Genomic DNA, 17,096 nt, shown 5'->3' with positions numbered 1-17,096 from the left:
CATCATATCATTATTTCAACTTAATGAATAGAAACTTCGACAAAATCATATGATGGATTGTGAATAAATTCCAGACGTTTCTGCTATCATGGTACTATGAATTGATTATAAGGAGAGATGAATCGTTGATGCATTCGGCCTTATCTCAGTCGCAGAATCCCGTTCCCAACGCCGCGCAGCGGAAGCTCGAACAAATCCTCGATCCCGCCCATCCGCTCTGCAGGGACGATGTCGTATGGATATTGGAATTTATTAAAAAAAAGGTGGCTGAAGAAGATCCGGCATTAGCGGACCTTTCTCAACCACGCTTATTGCAAAACTTTCGTTATTTCGCCGAAATATCTCTAATGCTGATCCAGCGGCGCAACGGCTTCGATCAGGAGGCGGACCGCCTGAAAGACTGGATCTACGAAGCATCCTTCGGCCTGCATCCTCCCAAGCCGAGCCGGAGAACAAGAAAAGATTAGTTCTCCATCCAGTTGAAGTGGAATGTGCCTTCTTTATCCAAACGCTGGAACGTATGCGCTCCGAAATAGTCTCTTTGCGCTTGCAGCAGGTTAGCCGGCAGACGCTCCGTACGGTAGCTGTCATAGTAAGCCAGCGCCGATGCGAAAGCAGGAACCGGAACGCCGCGCGTAACCGCAGCGGCTACAACCGTTCTCCATGCATCCTGATAGTTTTCAACGATGCCTTTGAAATATTCGTCCAGAAGCAGGTTTCTCAGCTCCGGATTGCGGTCGTAAGCATCCTTGATGTTTTGCAGGAAGCGGGCGCGGATAATGCAGCCGCCGCGGAAAATCATCGCGATGCTGCCGTAGTCCAATCCCCAGTTGTACTCTTCGGAAGCGGCTCTCATTTGAGCGAAGCCTTGAGCGTAGGAGCAAATTTTGCTCGCGTACAGCGCTTGGCGCACAGCCTCGATGAACTGCTTGCGGTCTCCGTCGAAAGCGGACGCTTTAGGGCCGCTCAGCACTTTGCTTGCCGCTACGCGTTCTTGCTTCATAGCGGACAGGAAGCGGGAGAATACGGACTCGGTGATGATCGAAAGCGGAACGCCGAGATCCAGTGAGCTTTGGCTTGTCCATTTACCCGTGCCTTTTTGTCCGGCGGAGTCAAGAATGACGTCAACCATCGCTTTGCCCGTCTCAGGATCTTTCTTCGTGAAGATATCGGTTGTGATCTCGATCAAGTAGCTGTCGAGCTCGCCTTTATTCCATTCAGCGAAAATTTCATGCAATTCGTCGGTGCTGACGTTCAGTACGTCCTTCAACAGTTGATATGCTTCGCAGATCAGCTGCATGTCGCCGTACTCGATGCCGTTATGCACCATTTTTACGTAATGTCCCGCTCCGTCCGGTCCGATGTACGTGCAGCAAGGATCGCCGCCCACTTTGGCGGAAATCGCCGTCAAGATCGGCTCCACCAGTTCATAAGCGTCCTTTTGTCCGCCCGGCATAATTGCAGGGCCTTTCAGCGCGCCTTCTTCGCCGCCGGATACGCCCGTGCCGATAAAGCGGAGACCGTGAGCGGACAGCTCTTTATTTCTGCGCTGGGTATCAGGGAAGTAAGCATTGCCGCCGTCGATGATGATGTCGCCTTGTTCCAGATGCGGAACAAGAGAATTGATCGTTGCGTCGGTGCCAGCTCCTGCTTGCACCATGATCAGGATTTTGCGCGGTTTTTCCAGCGATGCAACGAATTCTTCGATGCTGTATGTACCAACGAGGTTTTTGCCTTTGGCTTCCTCAATCAGCGCATCCGTCTTCTCGCGGGAACGGTTAAACACAGAAACCGTAAAGCCTCTGCTCTCGATATTCAATGCCAGGTTTTTACCCATGACAGCCAATCCAATAACGCCGACTTGTTGTTTGGACATTTGGTTTCTCTTCCTTCCTGATAATGATATAGTGTACGACTCGCTAAAGCGGCCCGAACCGGCCCGCCAAGAAGGAAATGAGAGCTCCCTTGCGGCGGCGGTCCGTTCCAACGTTTATTAAATCGTCATCGACCCGTAACCGCCGTCTACGCGAAGCAGCGAACCGGTAACGAAGCTCGAAGCTTTGTCGGAGGCAAGGTATACCGCTGCGCCTTGCAGTTCTTCCGCTTCACCGAAACGGTTCATCGGAGTGTGGCGCAGGATCGACTCCGTACGCTCCGGAGACAAGATTTTACGGTTTTGCTCAGCCGGGAAAAAGCCCGGAATGATGGCATTGACGCGTACGCGGGCAGGAGCGAATTCACGCGCAAGGAACTTGGTTACGTTGTTTACGGCCGCTTTGGAAGCGGAGTAAGTAAACACCTTGGACAGCGGAGGCTCGGAAGATACCGACGAAATGTTGATAATGCTGCCGCCTTCGCCTTTGTCCACCATATGTTTCCCAAATACTTGGCAAGCTAACACGACGCTCTTCAAGTTGACTTCCATAATGGTGTCCCACTCTTCCATCTTCAGCTCGAAGAACGGCGTCGTGCTGTTCATCCCCGGACAATTCATCAAGATGTCGCAGCGGCCTGTCCAAGCGAGAACGTCCTCAAGCACCTTTTGCAAATCCTCTGCTTTGGTCGCATCCGCCGTGAAACATTTGGCCTTGCCGCCCGCTTCTTCAATTCTTTTAGCGACCGCTTCGGATTTCTCCGCATTGCGGCCGACAACAGCCACGTCGGCTCCATGTCCGCCGAGCGCAACCGCCATAGCTCCGCCAAGCGTACTGTTTCCCCCGATAATTACCGCTGTTTTTCCTGTCAAATCGAATAAATTCATGATGAGCCTCCTCAAGGTATAGGTAATCCATATGTACCATCGGTTGACAACCGACATCGGCAAGTCCCGACGCAGCAGCCGCAACTCCTTGGAGCGGATTACTTCGCGTGCTCCTGCTGATACGCAGCAATCGCATCAAATTCATCCTTCAACTGATGGTACACACGATTATAAATATTTGTCAACTGCTTATACAACTGATAATTCCCGTCGTCCGTCCGGTGACTGTGCTGAATTTGCATCCAGTTGTGCACGGAGGAGAAGTCTTTGATCTCGCCCATGGCCAGCATGCCGAGCTGAGCGGCGCCAAGCCCCGAGCTTTCGATGGAGTTCGGTACGGCTACCGAGCTCCCGGTGACGTCGGCCATACACTGCAGCCAGAACGGGGATCTCGCGAACCCGCCGGATGCGCGGATTTCCCTCGTCGGGCCGGATAGCTCCTCAAGCGCCCCCAGTACCGAATGAATCCGGTATACGACGCCTTCCAGCACCGCGCGGATCATATGTTTCTTCTGATGGTACAGCGACAGCCCGAAAAATACGCCGCGCGCGTTCGCGTTCCAATACGGAGCGCGCTCGCCGGCAAGCAGCGGAAGGAAAATAAGCCCGTCCGAGCCGGCTGCTACTTCCTCGGCCAGCGAGGTCAGGTAGTCGTAAGGATCAAGCCCTCTGCGGCGACCTTCCTCGGCTTCCGCGGTGGCGAGCTGGTCGCGCACCCAGCGGAACATGATGCCGCCGTTGTTGATGGCTCCGCCCACAACCCAGAAATCTTCCTTCAGCGCGTAGCAGAACAAACGGCCTTTCGGATCGGTCACCGGTTCGCGCACGACGCCGCGCACCGCGCCGCTCGTGCCGATCGTTACGGCATACACGCCGGGCTCGAAGGCGCCGACGCCCAAATTCGCCAGCACGCCGTCGGACGCGCCGACGACAAACGGCGTATCGGCATGCAGCCCCATCGCCTCGGCATACTGCGGCTTCATTCCCGAGAGATGATGCACGGTCGATACCGGCTCGGAGAGCTGCTCTTCGCGCACGCCGCAAGCTTCAAGCGCCTGCTCGTCCCAGCGCAAATTGCGCAGGTTGAAGAGCCCGGTTGCGCTCGCGATCGAATAATCGACGACAAATTGGCCGAACAGCTTGGCAAAAACGTATTCTTTAATACCGATAAACTTATAAGCCTGTTCGAAAATGTCGGGACGATGATCGCGGAACCACATCAGCTTAAGCAGCGGAGACATCGGATGCAGCGGCGTTCCGGTATTCATATAAATCTGATGCCCGTTCAGTTCTTCCTTAAGCGTTTTGACGTAGGCTACGCTGCGGTTATCCGCGAACGTAATGCACGGCGTCAGCAAGTTCAAGTCGCGGTCTACGGCGATCAGGCTGTGCATGGCCGAGCTGAACGACACGCACAGCACCTGGCTCGGCAAAATCCGCGCTTTGGCGACGACGGCCTGAATGCCGCTGACAACCGCTTGAAAAATTTCATCCGGGTCCTGCTCCGCCATATCGGGTCTCGGCGTATGCAGGGGGTATTCGTTGGAATTCGAAGCTAGAACCCGGCCGTCCCGGTCGATGACCAGCGTTTTGGCGCTGGTCGTGCCGAGGTCGGCCGCAATGATATAAGGCTTTTGTAAAGTCAAACTCATTTCGCCAAATTCCCTTCGCTGTCAAATTGCAAGTCGTAAGGCTCGCTCAAAATCTCGATATCCGCATGAAGCTTCGCTTCCTCCAGCAAGTTGACCGAAATTTCGATTTCGCCCAAATGGAGCGTATCTTGAATCCGCACGAGCCTGCATTTGGTGTAATCCAAAATGTTGCAAGTTTTGACTCCCGCTTTAATCGCATAGAAGTCGTTATCGAGCGTAGTCGCAATCTTAGTCGGCGCGCACACGGTGGACGTTAAGCCGTTGACGAAGGTAGCGGCGCGGTCCATCTTGTCGACCAAGCGCTGCGTCGTGAAATCGGCCGTACCGACGCCGTTCGCGTTGCCCTTCGTTTCCGGGGTCAAATCGAGCACGATCATCTTCGACACGTCGGGACCGCCGTGAGCGTAAGGCGTCGGATAACGGCCCGTAATGTTCGGGTCCATCCCGTCGCCGCTGATGTTTTTGCCGATATAATCGATGACGAGCACGTCGATTTGATCGAACAAAATTTTCGGCAGGCGAGCTTTCGCTTCCTCCAGCAGCACCATTTCGCGGGATTCGATTTGTTCGGCCGGGAGCACCTCGATGCGGCAGGTCTGATCATAGGCGTTTTCCACAAGCGCGACGCCGAAAATAATCGGCAGCTTTTTGAGCATAATATTGGCCATGGCCGGAACGTTCTCCGCCATGTACTTAAAGCCGAGCTGATGGCATGCTTCCGCGCCTTTTTGCTTGCCGAGCCCGATGGATATCATCTTCATAATCCCGCTCTCGATACGGCCGCGGAAAGCGGTATGAGGCTTGACACGGTTGATGACTACGATCGCATCGGCGGTCGAAGCAATCTTGTCCACGTAGACGGGCAACCCGTTAGGCAGCTCGTCGAGCTTGACGACTTCCATGGAGGAGCGGATCGGGGCCCCCATCGTCTCTTCGGACACGCCGAGATGATGGAGCACTTCCTTCTGTCCTTCCGCCGTCGCTCCGCCGTGGCTGCCCATGCAAGGAACGATGAACGGCTCGCCGCCCGCGCGCTTGATGGCGTCGATGGTGACTTTGGTGAACAAGGCGATGTTGGCCACGCCGCGGCTGCCGACGGCAACGGCGACCTGCTGGCCCGGCTTGATGCGGTCGATCGTGCCCGGCTTCTGCAGTTCCTGCTCCAGCACCTCGGTCAAGTTATCGATCTTCGTGTCGTCGAACTTTTGACGGATGCGCACCATTTGCGGAATCGGAATTTCTTCAAGAACCTGTCTCAAAATACTCATGCTTCTTACACGCCTCCTGCGATCGTTTTAACGGAATCCCGTATAACGAGCTCCGTATGGATGAAGATGGTTTCTTTCTCGATATGCTTGTTTTCTATAAAAGTGAGCAGCTTGGCCGCTCCCTCTTTGCTGATTTCTTCGATGGGCCTGCGAACGGTCGTCAGCGCCGGCGTCACGAACGCCGAGAACAGCTGATCGTCGAAGCCGACGACGGATATGTCTCCGGGCACGGCGAGCTGCTTCTCGTTGATCGCTTTAATCGCGCCGAGGGCCATCTCATCGTTGCAGCAAAAAACAGCCGTCGGACGCTGCTTCAGCGTAAGAAGGCGCGACATGGCGGCATACCCGCTCTCCACGTCGTAATTTCCACGTTCCCTGTACTCGTCCCTTACGGTTACTTGATGCTTCTCCATCGCTTGCCTGTAGCCTTCGCGCCGCGCCTGCGTCGATTTGAAATTTTCTTTCCCTTCGATGATCGCGATGTTGGTGTGACCCTGGCTAATCAAATATTCCACGACGCGGTAGGCTCCCCGCTGGTCGTCGGGAATCAAATTCATCACTTGCCCATGCTCGATCTGCCGGTTGAGCACCACGAGCGGGATTTCCCGTTCCGTCACGTAATCGATGAACGGCTGGTCCGTTGCGCTCTGGCTCATGACGATGATGCCGTCGTAGCTTTTCCGGTTGATCTTGTGGAAGCTCTTATAATCGTCAATACCCCTTACGATCAAATTATACCGATCTTCGATCACTTCGTTAACGCCTTTGACCGCCTCGTATAAAAAGCCGGCCGACGTACCGGTATGAAGTGTTGAAAAAAACAATCCCAAGTTGTATGATCGATCAAGGACCAAACTTTTGGCGCTGTAGTTAGGGGTGTAATGCAAGCTGGCCGCCAGCTGCTGGATTCGCTCCTTCGTCTCCTGGTTGATCAGCGGGCTGTCGTTTAGCGCTCTGGAGACCGTCGTATGCGAGACATTCGCAAGCTTGGCAATGTCTTTGATCGTAACGCTCAATCCTACCACCTCCGTTTTATCATATCATACAGCTGCACACGTTAACAACGAACTTTTTTTGCGTTACATTGATTTGTTTTGCGTTTTTTCCCAGCAGCCGCGCCGCTTTGCGGCTTTGCCGGCAGCGCGCCTCATGGTCACGCAAGCCCCTCCGCGGAGGATGGCTTCATCCGAACCGGCAACAAAAATGGCCTGTGCATGAAACACAGACCATGTTAAAAGCGTATTCACATTTCCAGCTGAAGCATTTCATGCCTGAGTTCCATCAACCTTTCCTTGCATGTTTTCACTGCCTGAGCATCTCCCGTCTTCAGAGCGTCATGCAATGTAGCCAGCTCGTAGTCGAGCTCTAACCGAAGCACGGGAATCCGATCGTCGGGCCGCTTGGACCGAAACGCCTGCATCATTTCCTCCACCGTGACCACCGGCTCCTTCTGAAACAGTACTTTGTGCTCGACACCCGATATTTCGACCATCCGTATAATTTCACCGAACATAATATTTTCAATTAAAATTTGTCTGTCCTTAAACCGTTTCACCACCGCATGACCTCGCGTATCTCCGATCATTTTCTCCATTAATTCCGCCAGTTTTTCGTCCTTGAACGAGTAGTTGCCGACGATCTTATATCGTTCGCCGATGCGCTGGAATTTCAGCTTCACCAGCTTTCTCCCGGTGCGGATCGAGACAATGAACTGCTGGTCGCTCTCGTTCCAATATAACGAATACCCTTCCTGAATTAAGGCTTTAATGAAGTTACGGATTAGCCGACGGTCAAATCGTAACTCAAGGTTGCAGTATTCCACTTCATGACTTTTACTCACGGCAATCCCCTCCCAATTGATACGTAAGCCCCCGCGAACCATCCGCTCCTTCTCGGGTTCACCCTCTGTTCTTCGGATCGTTCCAAATGTTGATAGAATTTTCAGACAATTCAGTTACTTAATTCTATCTTATTATGAATCATATGATTTAGCAACTTGGATTATTGACTTTTTTTCGTTTATTTTAATCCATTTTTTTCATGCAAAAAAAACCCGCAATATCGGGCCTAAGCTTTGAAGCGGATTCAGGGGCTTTGCGGGGACGCCGTGGCGATTTATGCGCTGCCTGCGGCCGATAGGGATTTCCGGATACAATTCGTCTGCATAGGCGAAACAGGCGAACGCTGACGCCGCTCCGACCCCCTATCGGCTCTTAGGCCGATTTCTCGCAGGGATTTTTACGGATTGGCCGAATCCTCGGCCTTCTGGTTCTCTTTCTTCTCTAATTCGTCGTTCAAATCCGTCCGCGACTCCACATTGACCGTATACGTCAGATTGTCGCCGAAGCCGGATGTATCCAGCCGCAGAATGGCGCGGAAATAATGGCTCTGCGTAATGCTGTAGCCGTTGCCCCGGCCGTACATTGTCTGGTACACCAAATATTCGTAGCGGTTTTCGCCGTCGATCTTTTCAATCATAATCGGCCTTGTCGTGTAGCTGAAATCTTTGATTTTGAAGCTGGCTGTGCTCTTCACGTAGTCCTTCAGCTTGGCGGTCTTATCGGAATTCAGCTCTCCCGCGATCACATAGTTGTCCCTATTCGTGCGGCTCGGCGTCACTCCCTTGCCCCAACGCTTCCTGGCCTCGCCGTCGCTGACATACAACTCGCCGGTCAGCTTCTCCTTGGATTTCTTCAGCCCTTCCGTATCGATTCCCATCCTCCGGATATCGGACAGCCGGTAATACGGACCCGTGCTGCCTTCGGCGGCATATACCGTTAACAACGGGTAGTCGGATCCCAAATAAGTGACCATCTGCGAAGAAGGCGAGCGCAGCGTAAATTCCTCATAAGTTGTATTGGCATCCTCCGCGGGCTGCTCGGGATTAATCCGGCTGTTAATGTAAATCGTCTTGTTATCGCCCTTCCACAAAATATTCACTCCGAGCATATTGCCCAGCTCTTTGAGCGGTAAGTAGCTCTTGTCCTGATACACGAGAGTCGGCCCTTCAAGCTGGATCGCTTTGCCGTCGAGCACAATGCTGAAGTCCGGCCGCAAATAGGCTTCCACTCTCTGCAGCACATCCTCCGCATAGACGCCCGCGGTAAACGTACCTCCCAAAACCGCCCCCATGATCAGCACTCGTTTCCATCGTTTCATTGCAGTCAAACCTTTCTCGAAATTGGTAAATTCATGGTAAAATGCCGCAAGCGATCCGCCACTTATTCGCCACGAAACGACATTTCTCCTTTTTATGAAAACTTTATATTGACAAACATTTCAATTCCGATAAAATAGGTTGGTATAAGTTGATCCATTCCCGGCTCCGCACGATAGGAAGAATGCGGCGTCCGCTTGTTACAGCTTACTATTCGCAACATCTCACACAAAGCCGGTCGGAATGATGGATTATACATTTATCGGCATACCTTATCTATTTTATCGAATAAAAAGGCCTACATTGTTATAGGACATTGGAACCAGAAGCTGGATCTCAGGGGGAGTGAACGTCATTGATCGAAATTAAAGAGGTGAGCAAGACGTTTCATCAGCGTACGGGCGGGTCGTTTACGGCCATCGACAACGTATCGCTTACGATTCAAAAAGGGGAATTCGTCTCGCTGCTCGGCCCGTCGGGCTGCGGCAAGTCAACGCTGCTCAATCTGGTTGCTGGACTGGAGCAAGCCGAGCAAGGAAAGATTCTGGTTGGCGGCAAGCCTTGCAGCACGCCGGGACCGGATCGGGTCGTGGTCTTTCAGGAGCATGCGCTGTTCCCGTGGCTGACCGTGCTCGACAACGTCGCGTTCGGACTGAAGCAGAAGGGCATCGGCAAAAAAGAGCGAGAAGCGATGGCCATGGAGCAGATCAAAGCCGTGCACCTAAGCCGGTTCGCCGACCGCTACCCGCATGAATTGTCCGGCGGCATGAAGCAGAGAGCGGCCATTGCCAGAGCGCTGGCGATGGACCCGGAAATACTGCTGATGGATGAGCCGTTCGCGGCGCTCGACGAACAAACGCGGCTTATTTTGCACAAAGAGCTGGAAGAAATCTGGATGCGCACCCGCAAGACGATACTGTTCATCACCCATAACATCCGCGAGGCGGTTATCCTCTCCGACAGAGTGCTTGTGATGTCGACGCGTCCCGGAACGATCAAGAAGGAGTTCGCCGTCCGGGCCGCCAGACCGCGCGACTTGTCCGACCCGGTGCTCCACCACGTCGAAAGCAGCATTATGGACGCGCTGGCCGACGAGCTGGAAAAAGTGGTAAAGGAGGAAATGGGCGATGAGTACAGCATTAAGAAGAACGATCTTTCTGGTTCTGCTGTTGATAGCATGGGAAGCGGGATTTAGAATCTTCGATTGGGGCTGGAAATTCCCTTCCGTCACCCAGACCTTCCAGGCGTTCTACGACGGCTTCGTCCACGGCCAGCTGCTGGAGGCGACGATCGAGAGTATTCGCAGGCTGCTTACCGCCTTCATTATTTCTATCGCACTCGGCACGGTGCTCGGCTTCCTGTTCGCCAGATACCGTTTCCTGGACGATACGCTCGGCTTCCTGGTCGTCGCCCTGCAGACGATTCCGAGCATTGCCTGGCTGCCGTTTGCCATCATCTGGTTCGGGATGAACGATTTCTCCGTCGTGTTCATCACGGCGTTAGGGGCTACCTGGACGATGGCGATGTCGAGCCGGACGGGCATTATGAACATCCCCCCGCTCTACCTGAAGGCGGCGCAGACGATGGGAACCGGCAACGGGTTCAAAATGTTCTATCAGGTTATGGTGCCCGCGGCGTTCCCGCATATGATTACGGGAGTACGCGTCGCTTGGGCTTTCGCGTGGCGCGCGCTCGTCGCAGGCGAATTGATCGCCAAAGGCGTCGGGCTCGGCCAGCTGCTGCAGGACGGCCGGAACTTGGCCGACACGGCGCTCATGCTGTCGATCGTCATCATTATCGCGGTGCTCGGCACGCTGTCCGACCATTTTTGCTTCAAGCGGCTGGAGGACACGATTCTGATTCGCTACGGTTTATCGGGCAAGCAGAAGTAACTTGAACAAGACGGGCGGCGCCGGGCTAACCGGCGGAATCCGCTCCTTTTCCGAAGCCTTTATTCAAACTATTCGCATAAGAAAAAGGGGAGTTATACAATGAAAAAACAAGTATCCGTCCTTATCGCCATCCTTATGGTCGCCGTTCTGGTACTGTCCGCTTGCGGCAAAAAAGACGAAGCGGCCAAGGACGGCGCAGCCGCCGGAGGCAAGTCCGCACCGGCTTCGACCGTCAAGCTCGGCATCTTCAAGAACGTCACGCACGCTGCCGGCTACGTCGCTCTGGAAAAAGGCTTGTTCCAAAAATATTGGGGCGACAACGTCAAAATCGAAGTGACGCCGTTCGATAACGGCTCCGATTTCTCGACGGCGCTCGCAACGGGCGAAATCGATCTCGGCTTCGTCGGTCCCGGCCCTTCCACCAACCAATTCATCAAAAGCAAAAACTTCCGCGTCATCTCCGGCTCCAACAACGGCGGCGCGGTGCTCGTAGCGGGCAAGGATTCCGGCATCTCCAGCCCGAAAGATCTGGTCGGCAAAACCGTAGCGATTCCGACCAAAGGCAGCACGAATGAAATTTCGCTGCGCCTGCTGCTGAAGCAAAACAACCTGAACGTCACCACCGACAAATCCGGCGTGCAGATCATTGCCCGCGCTCCGGCCGATACGCTGGTCGCTATGCGTCAAAAAGAAATCGACGCTACGCTCATCCCCGAACCGTGGGGCACGCAAATGGAACAGGAAGGCATCGGCAAAATCATCGTCGACTGGGATAAAATTCCGCCGAACAACGGCAACTATCCTTTGACCATTCTCGTAGCGGGCGATAAGTTCCTCAAAGAGCACCGCGATATGGCGAAGCAGGCGATCCAAGCGAACGCCGATGCGATCGAGTACATCAAGAAAAATCCGGACGAGTCCTACGAGCTGATCAACAACCGCCTGAAAGCGTTGAGCGGCAAAGGCATGGACATTGCGCTGATCAAAGCCGCGCTGTCCCGATTGAACTTGACGACCGACGTCAGCAAGGAAGCGATTGAAGAAATGGCCAAAGTATCGATCGATGCCGGCTATATTAAAGACGTGAAGAAAGAAGAGCTTGACTTGAGCAAGTTTGTCGACCTCAGCCTGCTGGAAGAAGTCAAAGCCGGCAAATAAGAACGGCTGTCATGGCCGAATAACCGGCCGGTTGCCAACAACGGACGAATCGCAAAAGAGGAGCGGATGCCAAGATCCGTTCCTCTTTTGTTTAGATTAGCGCCCTCTGTATGAGAAAGCCCCCGCTTCCCTTCTTTCCCGTCAATACGCTTTGGACACTTCCACTTTATGCGTGACGCCATCCTCCGTAAAATACAGATGAACGCCGTGATCCTGATCGTCCATAAAATACGATACGTACTTCGGTTCCCCTTTGCGCAGCGGCACCAGCAGAGCGGCGATCCGATGGCTCCGCGCCGCCGGCGTCGAAGCTTGCAAATGCCACTGCTTGGCAAGCCCTTCGATCTCCGCCGGGTCGACGTCCGGGAATTCGTCGCTTTGCGTGAGCCGCATATCGCCGGAGGAGCAATACACGAACCGTCCGTCCAGATCCGCCTTCGTCCCCCGCATCAGGAACGATTGCGCGCCGAGCTTCATCGGATGCAGCGTATGCAGCAGCCAGTCGACGCTGCCCGGCTCGGACAGGTCGATCGTATCGACGACGACGACATACGATTCGTTGAAGAAATACAGCTCCCTGACATAGCGGTCCAGATAAGGCACGTTCTCCTTGTAGGCGGCCGTCGCGTTGCAGCGGGAGTAGCTGTATCCGGAATGCCGCTCCACAGCTTCTACGGCGCCCGAAGCGGCCATATTGAGCACCTTGTTCGTCCCCGCGTACTGACCCTGTCCGTCGATCAAAATATTGTTCGTCGAACGGGTCTGCCTGCGCCAATTCCGATGCATCGTGCTGCCGAAGGCGATGTAATAGCCGCTCTCGATGGCTAACGGCTCGCCGTAGGCATGCAGCAGGAAGCCGTTCTGGTCGCCGTGGCTGTGGCTGATCGAGCCGTAAGGGCTGCTTTTGGCCAGCAGCATAATATGGTCGTCCGGCCGGTCCATATGGGCGTGGAACGCGACCCAGCCGATATCGCGGAACCATTTGACCGGCTCGATCCGCTCGGGAGCCGCGGCTTCAACGGCCGGATAGTCGTGGCGGTACATCATCTCGTCAAACCGGAAATCCCACCAGCCGTAGTTATAAAATTTCATCTCCGAGTCCGTATCGATGGCGCGCGTTTGCTCGTAATACCATTGATACATGCCGTTGCCCGTAATGCCTGCGAACTGGCGAATATTGAAGCCGGTTTTCAGGCTGACCGGATCGCCGAGCGTGGACTGGTCGCCGAAGCTGGCGCGCAGCGTGTCCGGCGAGAAGCAGTACAGCGGGAAATCGCCGGTTTTTTGAAAAAACGGGCGAGCATAAAAATCGATCCCCGTATATTTTTTCAGCAAGTTCAGCGCTTCGGTCACAAAGGCCATCCCGGTCGTCCAATACATCGGCCCTTCCGCCCATCCCCCGTCGGCGCCTCCCCACGGCGTATACAGGCAAGCGTAATATTCAAGCGTATAATTGAGCCATTCTTTGGCCTTGTCCTCCTCGCCGAACATGGCGATGCCGCAAGGGGCGAGCACCGAGGACAGCGAACGCACCGCATGGCTGTCGAACGGCACATGATGGATCTTGGAGCGCTCGATTACATGGAACGCGACCTGCTCGGTGCGCCGCCGCAGCCTGCCGCGCACCTCCTCCCGCTCCGTCTCCGTCAGATGGCCGTAGAGCCAGTCATAGCCCCACGCCAGCGCGCCGGCAACCCGGAAGGCCGCCTCGTCGTTATAATCTCTGCTGGTAGGCCCCTGCACATCCCAGGAGGCTACATGCAGCAGCCACTCTTTGGCGCGCGCGATCAGCGCCGGATCTTCCAGCACGACTCCGGCGACGCTGAGGTGGCGGATCGCATACAGCGCTTCCTGGCAGTCTATATACATTTGACGCCACAAGCCGGCTACGCGCTTATTGCCCGGATAAGGAAGCGGTTCGGCGATTAGCTCGCGGCCGATCCAAGGAGCGACGGAGCGCTCGTAGAACGCGTCCCAGCCCGTCCCGGCAGGATCGGTCTGCACCTTGCGGCGGAACGCCGGCAGCTCCTCCGCCTGCAGCCACAGGCGCGGATGCGCCGGGGCAGCCTGCGCGTAGCGCTCCTCGCGCCCGGCAAGCGGCGTCTCGGGCAGCCCTGCCGGCACCGTGAAGCGGCGCACCGCGCTCCACTCGCTGCGCGGCGCGTCTTCGCCGCCGGCATCGCCATGCGCCGCCGCTTCCTCATCGCCGCTAAGCAGCAGCGCATAGCGCCAATAATAATCGCCGGGCGCAAGCGCATGATCCGGCGTATACAGATTGTACGGTACGGAGCGTACCGTCTCGGTCTCCTCCGGCGCAAATTGCGGCGACCGGGAAATTTGCAGCGTGTAGCGGTCATTCTCCAGCTGCGCGGGAATCCAGGTGAAGCGCGGCGGATTCTCGATCAGCCGGGTATGCTCGTCGGGCGAATATTGTACGGTCAGAACGCCGCTCTGCGGCTGATATAACGGTTGAGTCACGGTTGTATATCTCCCTCCATGCTCCGGCCTCCCGGGCCGGATGTCTGTCTCTTGCATCTGCTCGCTTCCCAGAAGCGTTATCTCATCAGCATGCCGCCGTTAATTTCGATCGTTTCCCCGGTCAAGTAGGACGCCAGATCGGATACGAGATAGAGCACGGCGCCGGCGACATCCTCCGGCGTTCCTTCCCGCTTGAGCGGCAGGCCGCTTACCGTCGCTTTGCGGGCTTCATCCGTCGTGAACGTAGCGTGGAACGCCGTCTGTCCGATAAACCCGGGCGAGACGATATTGACCGTAATGCCGTCTGCGGCTGCTTCCTTCGCCAAGCCCTTGGAGTAGCTGGCAATCGCCGCCTTGCTCGCGGCGTAGATGCTCGAGCCCGGACCGCCGCCGTTATGCGCGGCAACCGAGGACATGTTGACGATGCGGCCGAAGCCTTTGGCCTTCATGCCCGGCAGCACGCGCTTGCACATGAACACGGTGCTTTTCAGGTTGACGTTCATGATTTGGTCGTACAGCTCTTCGGTCATCTCGGTATTCGGGCAGCGTCTGACCAAATGCCCGGCATTATTCACCAAAATATCGACCGTGCCGCCCAGCGCCTCCTCAACGCCTGCGACCAGCCTGTCGATCTGCTCCGTATCCGACACGTCGGCCTGGAACAGCGCCGCTTGTCCGCCCGCTTCGCGAATCATCGCGACGGTCTCCTCTCCCTGCTCTTTATTGTTCAAGTAAGTCACCCCGACCTTGGCGCCGTTAGCGGCGAGCAGCAGGGCGATAGCCCTCCCTATGCCCGTATTCGAGCCTGTCACCAGTGCGATGAGTCCGTTTAACTGCGTATTCATCTTCATTCCTCCCTAATTAAAAAAATTAATTTGTTAGATTTGCATCTTATCGGGCAAATCGGGCATCGTCAAAATAAAGCGGCTGCCTTTGCCCCATTCGCTCTCCACCTGCAACCCGTACTGCTCTCCGAACACCATCTGAATGCGCCGGTGCACATTCATCAATCCGATGCCTCCCCTGCGTCCGCCGGAGTTGGGCTGATCTTCCGATAGCCGGTTCAGGCTGAGCTGCTCCTGCAGCTTGCTAAGCTGCTCCGGCGGAATGCCGGCGCCGTTATCTTCGACGGTGACCAGGAAGTAACCGTTTTCTTTCCGGGCGTCGATCCGGATGAAATGATGCGGCTCGATGCCATTGCCGAAGGCATGCTGGAAAATATTTTCCACAACGGGCTGCAAAGTCAGCCGCACCATCTTCTCCAGCAGCAGCGACGGAGAAATAACCACTTCGATCTCGAACTCGCGGTCGATTCTGTGCTGTAAAATAATCATATAATTGCGGACATGATTCAGCTCGTTCGCCACCGTTATTTCTTCCAGATTCGTCTGGATCGAATAACGCAGCATGAAGGCCATCGCCTCGACCATCTCGGTAATTTCGTGGGAATCCTGGACGATAGCGTAGCAGTTGATCGTCTCCAGCGTGTTGTACAGAAAATGCGGATTGATCTGCAGCTGCAGCGCCTGGAACTCCGCCCGGTGCCGCTCCAGCTCGCTCTCCTGAATCTGCAGCGCGTCCTTCTGCTGCTGAAGCTCGGCCGCATACACCTTGTCGATCATTTCCGACAGCCGGGTAACCATCAGATTGTAGCTGTGAATCAGCCCGCCGAGCTCGTCGGTGCGGTCGATTTCTTCGATGTGCTGCCAATTGCCCTTCTCCGTCTCGCGCATACTCTCCTTCAGCTCGCGGATCGGAGCGAGCATCGATTGCCCGAAGCGGAACGCCAGAAACAACGCCAGCAGCAGCGTGATCATGCCGACGAGCAGCGTCGTGCTGCGGATCGTCGAAATCGGCTTGCGCAGCTCCTTGACCGGCATGGAGACGACAAGCGTCCACTTGGAGTAGTCCGACTTGCGGGCGACGAACATCCGCTGCTCGCCGTTGTACGGCTCGACGAACACTTTGTCGGCGCTGTCGGCAAGATGCCGGGAAATCGCGCCCAGCACGGACTCATCGGGAGTGACAAACGGCGGATGATAGATCGGGCTTCCTTTGTCGTCCATAATAAAGAAGTAACCGTCCTTGCCGATATTGACGCGGTCCCAAATTTTGGCAAGCTCCTGCAGCTTGAATTCGATGGCTACGATCCCTTTAAATTCGGGTTCGTAAGCGGCTCCCCGAACTTTCCGCGCCAGCGTCACCACCGTTCCCTGATCCTCGGGCCGGATGCTCATGTCGAGCAGCACGATGCTGCCGTCGCTTGGAATCGATTGCATAAGCATTTGATACGTGCGGTCGCTAAGGCCTGTCTCCTGAATGAGAAAGTTCTGGTTGTCGTAAATGACCGCCCTTCCCTGCAAGCCTACGACATAAATCGAATTCAGCTGTTTGTACAGCGTCACGATCGACTGTACCGACTGGGAGGCGAATTTCTTAATTCGCTCCGAATAGTAGTAATATTCGTATGAATCGTTGCGCCCGATATCGAAAAACGCCCGGACATCGGGGTTCGACGAGAACGCGTTGTTCAACAGCTCATACGTTTGCAAATAAATATCGGTCTGATAAGCGGCGCTTTCGATCATTTGCTCCATGTACTGCTCCACCTGGCGGTCCAGCGCCCGGGATGACTGCAAGTACGACACGATGCCGAGAGTAGCCAGAGACAATACGATGATGATGGAAAAATAAACGTACATTTGACCTGAAAGCGTTCGCTTTTTCATG

14 protein-coding genes are annotated in these 17,096 nt (G+C 55.1%); 4 read left to right on the top strand and 10 right to left on the bottom strand.

The features are described from left to right. The first annotated feature begins 128 nt into the window (after positions 1-128). Complete coding sequence (locus tag SK3146_RS32420) at positions 129-467, top strand: hypothetical protein (protein ID WP_249866508.1); 339 nt, start codon at positions 129-131, stop codon at positions 465-467. On the opposite strand, the gene gndA is transcribed toward SK3146_RS32420, so the two are convergent. From gndA to SK3146_RS32385, 7 genes are all read right to left on the bottom strand, one after another. Continuing rightward, on the bottom strand, positions 464-1,876 hold the full coding sequence (gndA, locus tag SK3146_RS32415; RefSeq protein ID WP_249862673.1) for an NADP-dependent phosphogluconate dehydrogenase: 1,413 nt from the start codon (positions 1,874-1,876) through the stop codon (positions 464-466). The two genes, SK3146_RS32420 and gndA, sit on opposite strands and share 4 nt — an antisense overlap. Before the next feature lie 117 nt (positions 1,877-1,993). Continuing rightward, a complete protein-coding gene (locus SK3146_RS32410) occupies positions 1,994-2,761 on the bottom strand; it encodes an SDR family oxidoreductase (RefSeq protein WP_249862672.1) in 768 nt (255 codons plus the stop codon). Between the two features lie 98 nt (positions 2,762-2,859). Next, positions 2,860-4,413 (bottom strand): gluconokinase, encoded by a 1,554-nt coding sequence (locus SK3146_RS32405; protein ID WP_249862671.1) that lies wholly within the window; start codon positions 4,411-4,413, stop codon positions 2,860-2,862. Continuing rightward, positions 4,410-5,681, bottom strand: coding sequence for a nickel pincer cofactor-dependent isomerase, group 22 (locus SK3146_RS32400; RefSeq protein ID WP_249862670.1), 1,272 nt, complete (start codon positions 5,679-5,681; stop codon positions 4,410-4,412). Before SK3146_RS32400 ends, SK3146_RS32405 begins: the two co-directional genes overlap by 4 nt. Positions 5,682-5,686: 5 nt before the next feature. Next, complete coding sequence (locus SK3146_RS32395; protein WP_249862669.1) at positions 5,687-6,697, bottom strand: LacI family DNA-binding transcriptional regulator; 1,011 nt, start codon at positions 6,695-6,697, stop codon at positions 5,687-5,689. A gap of 227 nt (positions 6,698-6,924) precedes the next feature. Beyond that, positions 6,925-7,521, bottom strand: coding sequence for a hypothetical protein (locus SK3146_RS32390; protein WP_249862668.1), 597 nt, complete (start codon positions 7,519-7,521; stop codon positions 6,925-6,927). A gap of 398 nt (positions 7,522-7,919) precedes the next feature. Next, complete coding sequence (locus SK3146_RS32385; RefSeq protein WP_249862667.1) at positions 7,920-8,840, bottom strand: copper amine oxidase N-terminal domain-containing protein; 921 nt, start codon at positions 8,838-8,840, stop codon at positions 7,920-7,922. Positions 8,841-9,193: 353 nt separating this feature from the next. Between SK3146_RS32385 and SK3146_RS32380 the strand changes: the two genes are divergently transcribed. From SK3146_RS32380 to SK3146_RS32370, 3 genes are all read left to right on the top strand, one after another. Next, positions 9,194-10,033, top strand: a complete 840-nt coding sequence (locus SK3146_RS32380; RefSeq protein ID WP_249862666.1) for an ABC transporter ATP-binding protein — start codon at positions 9,194-9,196, stop codon at positions 10,031-10,033. Beyond that, positions 9,966-10,730 carry an ABC transporter permease gene (locus tag SK3146_RS32375; protein WP_249862665.1) on the top strand — a complete coding sequence of 255 codons (765 nt, stop codon included), beginning with the start codon at positions 9,966-9,968 and terminating at the stop codon, positions 10,728-10,730. Before SK3146_RS32380 ends, SK3146_RS32375 begins: the two co-directional genes overlap by 68 nt. Positions 10,731-10,829: 99 nt before the next feature. Then, the gene (locus SK3146_RS32370) at positions 10,830-11,888 is read left to right on the top strand and encodes an ABC transporter substrate-binding protein (RefSeq protein WP_249862664.1); all 1,059 of its coding nucleotides are present in this window, start codon (positions 10,830-10,832) and stop codon (positions 11,886-11,888) included. 141 nt (positions 11,889-12,029) lie between these two features. Here SK3146_RS32370 and SK3146_RS32365 read toward each other — a convergent pair whose 3' ends face one another. From SK3146_RS32365 to SK3146_RS32355, 3 genes are read right to left on the bottom strand one after another with little or no spacing between them, the layout of a single operon-like run. After that, complete coding sequence (locus SK3146_RS32365) at positions 12,030-14,423, bottom strand: DUF4962 domain-containing protein (RefSeq protein WP_434006837.1); 2,394 nt, start codon at positions 14,421-14,423, stop codon at positions 12,030-12,032. A 20-nt stretch (positions 14,424-14,443) separates the two neighbouring features. Beyond that, positions 14,444-15,211 carry an SDR family NAD(P)-dependent oxidoreductase gene (locus SK3146_RS32360; protein ID WP_249862662.1) on the bottom strand — a complete coding sequence of 256 codons (768 nt, stop codon included), beginning with the start codon at positions 15,209-15,211 and terminating at the stop codon, positions 14,444-14,446. A gap of 33 nt (positions 15,212-15,244) precedes the next feature. After that, complete coding sequence (locus SK3146_RS32355; RefSeq protein ID WP_249862661.1) at positions 15,245-17,095, bottom strand: cache domain-containing sensor histidine kinase; 1,851 nt, start codon at positions 17,093-17,095, stop codon at positions 15,245-15,247. Position 17,096 lies beyond the last annotated feature (1 nt).

The organism is Paenibacillus konkukensis (genome assembly GCF_023523925.1).
In the GTDB taxonomy this organism is placed as follows: Bacteria; Bacillota; Bacilli; order Paenibacillales; family NBRC-103111; genus Paenibacillus_S; species Paenibacillus_S doosanensis.
The sequence above is the reverse complement of the archived record's forward strand: the minus strand, read 5'-3'. Positions and strand labels throughout refer to the sequence as shown.